The 7,219-nt window shown below is 26.6% G+C and carries 6 protein-coding genes; 3 read left to right on the plus strand and 3 right to left on the minus strand.

Translation table 11 applies throughout. The features are described from left to right. Window positions 1-222: 222 nt before the first annotated feature. From F594_RS0109010 to F594_RS0109020, 3 genes are all read right to left on the minus strand, one after another. Window positions 223-1,509 carry a relaxase/mobilization nuclease domain-containing protein gene (locus tag F594_RS0109010; protein ID WP_019035347.1) on the minus strand — a complete coding sequence of 429 codons (1,287 nt, stop codon included), beginning with the start codon at window positions 1,507-1,509 and terminating at the stop codon, window positions 223-225. 1 nt (window position 1,510) lies between these two features. Next, a complete protein-coding gene (locus F594_RS0109015; protein ID WP_019035348.1) occupies window positions 1,511-1,867 on the minus strand; it encodes a plasmid mobilization protein in 357 nt (118 codons plus the stop codon). 164 nt (window positions 1,868-2,031) lie between these two features. Continuing rightward, window positions 2,032-4,746, minus strand: coding sequence for an ATP-dependent DNA helicase (locus F594_RS0109020; RefSeq protein WP_019035349.1), 2,715 nt, complete (start codon window positions 4,744-4,746; stop codon window positions 2,032-2,034). Window positions 4,747-5,650: 904 nt separating this feature from the next. On the opposite strand from F594_RS0109020, the gene F594_RS0109025 reads away from it, so the two are divergent. The 3 genes from F594_RS0109025 to F594_RS0109035 all read left to right on the plus strand — a co-directional run. Further along, entirely contained in the window at window positions 5,651-6,061 is a 411-nt protein-coding gene (locus tag F594_RS0109025) for a sigma factor-like helix-turn-helix DNA-binding protein (RefSeq protein ID WP_019035350.1), read from the plus strand. A gap of 434 nt (window positions 6,062-6,495) precedes the next feature. Beyond that, entirely contained in the window at window positions 6,496-6,705 is a 210-nt protein-coding gene (locus tag F594_RS0109030) for an excisionase (RefSeq protein ID WP_004838488.1), read from the plus strand. Window positions 6,706-6,782: 77 nt separating this feature from the next. Further along, window positions 6,783-7,219, plus strand: a 437-nt coding sequence (locus tag F594_RS0109035; RefSeq protein WP_019035351.1) for an integrase DNA-binding domain-containing protein, incomplete at its 3' end; no start/stop codon positions are given.

Here is a 7,219-nt window from a genome sequence, read left to right on the forward strand (position 1 = left end):
CCGAGAATGAAATATATAAGTATATGGTAAAAAAAGAAAAAGAAGGAAAAGCCAAAAAAGTTTGCAAATTTGCAGGATTAAATAAATTCTTAAGAATCTACTATGCAAGAGTTATGGAATCAAAAGCCGAGAAAAAAGAATTAAAAGCAGCATAAGACTTTGAAAACACTAAAAAACAAGCCGATTGATTACCCTCGGCTTGTTTGCCATGCACTAATTTAATTATTCAAATAATAAAAAATAACCTGAAATTAATTTCAGGTTAAGCTTGACTTTTGTTAGCAGGTTTTCTTGCAATTTATCGAGTTTGGTTAATATTTCTTTTGTGTTTGGCATTTTTTTATGGTTTTCTAAGATCTCTTTAGCGGCTGTTTTATAGACGGAAAGTTCGCTATAATATTCTTCTGTAAATTGTTTATCTTCAGGGTTTTTCTTATGGTATTTATAGATTTCACGATACTTATTTATAGTATTTATATTTTCCATATCTTGGGATAAACTTTTCATTTCAGCTTCAATTTTCTTTATTTTATCTAGCAGATTTTGTCTGTCATCAGCAGTTTTTTTGATAAGATCATCGAGTTGTGTAATTGAATTAATTCCTTGTTCTCTTAGTTTAATTATTGAATCTGCCATTGTTTTGATATTGTGTTTTCTTGCCCAGACTTCGTAACCTTTAGAGGATTGAGCTTTTTTATTAGTAGATATATCAATAACATTTCCTACACGCTTTTTAGTAAGATTAGATTTATTTTTAATTGCTAAATCTATTCTCTCTTTGATTTTTTCCTCAGTATAATCTTCTCCGATAGTCTTCGATCTTGTAAATCTTTGCTTATCTTTATGACGAAAAGCAATGTGTTTACCAAACTTAATTTCATAATCAATAGACTTCATATTTTCTAAAAACTCTTCCCAAGATTTAGACTTATTAATCATTCTATCTATATCAAATTGCAATTTAGATTTCCAAGAATTGCCTTTCTTGTTTTGGTCATATTCATACCAGGATTTACCAGCAGTTTTATATTTTCTTTTGTAAGCTTCATAATATTCATCAATGACTGAGAGCTTATTTTCTTTACATAATTCGTCACTTTGATACCTGATTTTATGGTAAGTTTTTTTGTTAGATTGGTAGCATTTACCAGTCTTGTAATTAACATTATTAAAAATAATATGGTTATGGATATGCCCTCTATCTATATGAGTTGCAAGAACAAATTCATAATCTTCTTTTAAAATTTTCTTACATAATTCCATTCCAATTTCGTGAGCTTTTATAGGATCAACCTCTCCTGGTAGAAAAGATTGGATTAAATGTCTAGCCAAAACTGTACCTTTAGTATCATTATCTTCTCGTGTTTTTATAAATTGAATATGGGCAGTAGATGGATGACAATTAAAGGAAGATACCAAGATTTTTTCATCAGTTTTTTCACTCTTAGTTATATAGTCTATTGCCAAATTTAGAGTTGATTTTATAGGATGTATTTTTGTAATTGCCATACTAATCACCAGAACTTTCTTTTGATTTATTAAGAAGTAGGGAATGGATCTGCCATATTTCTTTTGATAATTTTTCTATCTGTTTATTCATTGACTCGATTTCATTTTTGTAAATAACACCAGTTGTATTAGTTGCTTTTGCAATCTGGTTTATATTATTTGTTGCATTTGAAAGTAGCCATTGTAGATTTCTAAATGGTTCTAAATCTACAACATAAATCTCTTTTTCTAATACACATTTCCTAAGAAAGTGGGACATTGTTTTGCAATTAGCAAGTTTCATTTTCTTTTCAAAAACTTCTTTTTCTTCTTTAGTTAGTTTTATTTCTATTCTTTCATTTCTAAATCTATTTTCCATTTTATTCTCCTTTATAAAATATATTTCGGGGTCTTAGGGTTCTCCCTAACAAGGTAAAAATTAAAAAAATGGAGCATTCCGTAAAGGGCTGCTCCATTAATTTTTTCGTAAGTGTCCGTACACTTACTGTGCTTGCTATTAAAGTTATAAACGTTAAGCGAGTATTAATTATTATTTAAAATTTTTATTCCTGATATAGTTGATAGCAAATTAGCATCTCTATTTATATTTTTATGTTCCAAGTTATTTAATATATATTGTTCTGTTTCTGGACTCCTATATATTTTTAATTTCTTCTTTGCTCTAGTAATTGCGGTATAGAAAATATTGTGAGTTATTCGTTCTTCGGAATCTTTAGTTATTATTATTTTCACAGAATCATACTCTAATCCTTGAGCCTTATGAATAGATATAGCATAAGAAACTTGAAATGGAATACTGGACATTGCATCGTCATCATCATCAGTGTTATTTGCTTTTTCAACATCAAAAGAAATAATAGAATTTCCTGTTTCTGAAATTCCTTTAAGTTGGAGATTATATTCCCAAGCATCTAATTCATTTATTGAATATTCTAATTCTATATCAAAAGTTATTCCATTATTATCATAAAAAATATCTTTTATTATACCCTTAGCGTTATTATGAATTAAAGGGGAAAATCTATTATTCTCGTTGAAAAGTACCGGATCATTAACTTTATAAGAGTTCATTTCCCAAATAAAAGGTTTATTAGGGTTTTGATTTTGTAATAGTTTATTTATGTTGTTAATTCCATAAAGTCCATCATAATTTAAGCATAAAATTATTTCATCTATATATTGTTTTTTAAATATTGAGTCATTTAACATTTCAACATTTTCATTATCAATCATAGATTCAAGAATTTCAGGATTAATTTCACGAACATTATCCCAAACTTTTTTTAATTTATCGTTTGTAGTTCTATAAGAATTAGTTAAATTGAATAATATTTTATTAGGAACAAATTTGTTTATTAAACTGAACCAGTTTCCAAAATTTATTGATTCAATTTGATAAACATCTCCTACTAAAACAAGTAATTTAAAATTTATCTTTTCTAATATTTTAGCCATATTTAAATTACTAACTGTACTGCATTCATCTATAAATAATATATCACAGTTAATACTATCTTTGGAATGGAGATATTTACTTATAGTCATAAATTCACAATTCTTAGTTGCAATTTTCCTTCTCATATTTTCAACGGCGGGATGAGTATTAGCTATAAATATTTTGTTTCTGTTTGACCAAAAATTAGAAATATGTTTTATAAAGGTAGTTTTTCCTGTTCCTGCTGCTCCATAAATTATTGAAACACGAGATTGTGAAAACATATGTTTCAAAGCTTCTTTTTTATATCCATCATCAATATTATAATTTTCAGTTTTTAGCCAAGATTCTACAGATTCCTGATATTGAACAACACCTTTTTTAGATAAGTCCTTAATTCGATTAATTATTTTAACAGTATCATCCAAATAACCAGAAATATATAAATAATTTTTATACCTTTGTATATTTCTAGATTTATGTTTGTAATATAAAGATTTGTTATAATTTTCAATTAAAAATTCTATATTTTCAAAGCCACAAAGTTCTTCGATAGGTGTAAATAATTTACCATGAATTTCTGAATTGTTTTTTAATACTCGTGCAAGTAGTTCATGTTCATGGGAATCTACAGGTATTGAATCATAAAGGTCTTTAAGTCTAGGATTATGAAAAATCAAAGAAGAACAATATGGCATTTCATCAAACGGTATAGATTTGTAGCTTAAAAACAAGTCAGATAATTTCTCACATGAAAAATTAGAAAGTTGTCTTTTAATTGTTTCATTATTCATTCTATTAAGTAGATATAATAGAATATTAGTACCAGGATTTTTATTTATAACTATATCTCTACACTTATCAAATAATGAAGAAAGGAGTGTTTTTTTAGAATTAAAAATTTTATTTGAATAAAATCTATATTGTGCTTCATCCATACCTATAAACTCATTTAATGAGAAGTTAGTATTAGTTAGAAATTGCATTAGATTGAAATATTCTGACGACTTGGTTTTTATTTTTAAATCTAAATTGAATATTTTAGCAAAATTATTTAATTCGCAAGGTCTTATAGATATCTCATAATTGTCTATAATATAAATCGGCATTTCGGTACCAAGCATATTAATACTATCTTTATATAAAGATAATTTAACAGAATAGTTATCTGGAATATCTAAATTAGTAAATGCAATAATTCTACTATATTTACTAGTATTTGAGTATGCAGTTACAAAAGTAACTTCATAATAAATTTCACTATCAATAAAAAATGGTTTTATTTTTTGTATATAGTATCTACCGTTATAATGTACTTTATTATTTAAATATCCTTTATTATTAATTTTTCTTGATATTTTAGTATGATATTCTAATAGAGAAGAATCAGTATTTAATGGAAATTGACTAAGGTTATTTATAACATCAATATTATAATTATTTTTTAAAAACAATTTTGCTTTTAAAATATATTCATAATATTTAAGCATTAATCTTTCGGATGCTTCTTTATCATTTGTATAGTGAGAAACGGAAATCTTAAGTAATTTATAAAAATCAGATAGAAATTTATATTTATTATTTGATTTTATAAAATTAATTGCTTTTACTCTAACACCATTATAGTCTTTAGGGTCTAAATCTCTTCCATCTGAAAAAACTTTTATGGATATATCTTCAACTAGATTTCTTAGTTGGCTTAGAATATTTTGGCTTAAGAGTCCTCTGTCTTTGTTAAATAAATTAATATTATCATCAATAGATTTGCAAGTTATTGATATTGATTTATCTATTTTACTCATAATTCCCTCCATTAATAATTTTCATTCTACTTTCATATACAATCACATAATGTATAAAGGAATTTATTATCATACTTTTTATTATTGGTAATTGAAGATAAGTTTGACCTGTTATCTTAAAAGCGGTTAGTGTATTTGTAATAAAATCAAGTGATGACCATTGGACAACTGATAATTTTATTATATCAATTTATACTGAAAAAATCTTCTAATCATATTTCTTGTTTTATCTTTTACCTAACAAATAAGCATGAGTGATGTCTTAGTTGGCTACATCATTATATTCATCATAAATTTTGTTACTAGGAAACAAATAGCTTAGACTTTCCTGTTAATACTATTAACTCTACTTTTTCTTTTTCTATTCTTTTATAAATATGATTTTGAAAATTATTTCTTTATTCTAAAAAATAATTAAAATCGTAGTTTATAATTTCTGATACTTTTTGCAAAGCTCGGTATATTTTATTTCTTTATTATAAATATTTTTATAACTATACCCATCACATTTACAAATGATGCAAAACAGTAATCGTTTATAAAAATATGCACAAAAGTTAGCAGATTTATAAATTTATTTAAGTTATACTATACTTTAAAAGATAAAAACTTAGTTTCGGATTTATTATCACTATGTGAAAATTATCTAGTGAGAATAAGATCTTTATCAATTCAGAAAAAAAGGAAGGACTTACTTATGAAAATAACAATAATGGATCTAAGTAAATATTCCTTTTTCTATAATTTACTATGGTTATCATCAAGATAACTCTGATGAAAAATTAAATATTATCAACACTAGAAAGGGTTTCTTTCATTTTAGAGGACTAACCATGCCCAAGAGCAGGAGTCCTCCTTTTTTGTCTAAAAACAAAAAGACAAAAAAAGAATGGAGGAAACATTTATGACAAAAGAATATTATCTTTATGTCGGTGGACAAAAAATCAAAGTAAGCAAGCAGATATACAAAGTCTACTGGCAAGAAAGAGAACATGAAAAATATTTAGAGCAGGTGGACAAGAAAAACCACTTGCTCTTTTTTTCGTCTCTAAATCACGATGGGAATTTTGAAGATAATCTAGAAGATAAAAATGTTGATGTAGAAAAGGTAGTAGCTACACAAATGATGATTGAAGCACTAAGAAACGCTATGTCAAAGTTAAATGAGGATGAACGGGAAATAATTGAAAGATTATATTTCAATGATGAAACACTTCGTGCAGTAGCAAAGACTCAAAATATATCACATCCTGCTTTAATAAAAAGACGAGATAAGATTTTAGAAAAACTAAAGAAATTTATAGAAGAAATATAATTTCTGGTTACCAAAGAGGGCAAATTTTCCTTTATAAAGTGAGGGGAGTTTTGTCCTCTTTCTATTTTAAAAGAAATTTAAACAATATTTGAACCATAACAATTAAATAGACCAAGACAAGACATTAATCATTTTTTGAGCGTAATAATCTATCCGCCAGGATCTTTCTGCTGAATAATTCGGCAAAACAAGTACTGCTAAGCAAAAAGCAAGGGAAGAAGAAAGGGAGCGATAAGTAAGAGTTTGAATATAGGGAGGGATACCCTATTCGCTACGAAGAAAATGAGGATAATGATACTTCTAAGGTTGAAGCCGGCTCATCCTGAACAGAGGCGGAGGTGAGATTCCTATGTTGCTAATCCAAGGCACTTGTCAATGTCAAAAAACTTTAAAATTTTAAAATTAATATTTTTAATACACTATTTGGAGGATTTATGATTAATGAAAATATAAAAGGAGTTCGTGTTTCTGAAAAAGCATTTTTAACGTTAAAAGAAGCATCTGAATATTTTAATATTGGTCAAGATAAAGTTAGACAATTAACGGATGAAGATGATTGCAATTTTGTATTATTTAATGGTAGTAAGCGTCTTATTAAGAAAAAATTAATGGAAGAATATTTGAATAGACAATTTTCCATCTAGATATGGAATTGTATAAAAAACACGCATAATGCGGTATAATAATTATAGCGTGTTCTTTTATCAAAAGGAGAATTTTTATGGTAAAAAGACGCAAAGATAGTAAAGGGGTTGTTTTAAAAGACGGTGAATATCAAAGGTCAAATGGCACTTATGAATTTAAGTGGCAAGACAAAATAGGTCGTAGAAAATCTATCTATGCGAAAACTCTAAAAGAATTAAGAGAAAAGGAATTAGATATTTTACGCAATACTATAGATGGAATCAACAACGAAGGAAGTAGCTTATCTGTAAATGATACTTTTAAGCTATGGACAAAGGTAAAAAGAGGATTAAAAGATAATACCTTTAAAAATTACATCTATATGTATAAACAATTTGTAGAACCGACTTTTGGTCGTATTAAACTATCTGATATTAAAAGATCTGATGTTAGAAGTTTTTATAACAGATTAAAGGAAGATCAGGGATTGATGGTTTCTACCATAGATTGTGTTCATACTGTCTTACATCAGGT

The organism is Peptoniphilus lacrimalis DSM 7455 (assembly GCF_000378725.1).
In the GTDB taxonomy this organism is placed as follows: Bacteria; Bacillota; Clostridia; order Tissierellales; family Peptoniphilaceae; genus Peptoniphilus_A; species Peptoniphilus_A lacrimalis.

What these genes read in the sequence shown, in the direction of transcription:
- F594_RS0109030 (WP_004838488.1), top strand. Translation starts at nt 6,496, where the DNA reads ATGATTAATGAAAATATAAAAGGAGTTCGTGTTTCTGAAAAAGCATTT.
- F594_RS0109015 (WP_019035348.1), bottom strand. Translation starts at nt 1,867, where the DNA reads ATGGAAAATAGATTTAGAAATGAAAGAATAGAAATAAAACTAACTAAA.
- F594_RS0109025 (WP_019035350.1), top strand. Translation starts at nt 5,651, where the DNA reads ATGACAAAAGAATATTATCTTTATGTCGGTGGACAAAAAATCAAAGTA.
- F594_RS0109010 (WP_019035347.1), bottom strand. Translation starts at nt 1,509, where the DNA reads ATGGCAATTACAAAAATACATCCTATAAAATCAACTCTAAATTTGGCA.
- F594_RS0109020 (WP_019035349.1), bottom strand. Translation starts at nt 4,746, where the DNA reads ATGAGTAAAATAGATAAATCAATATCAATAACTTGCAAATCTATTGAT.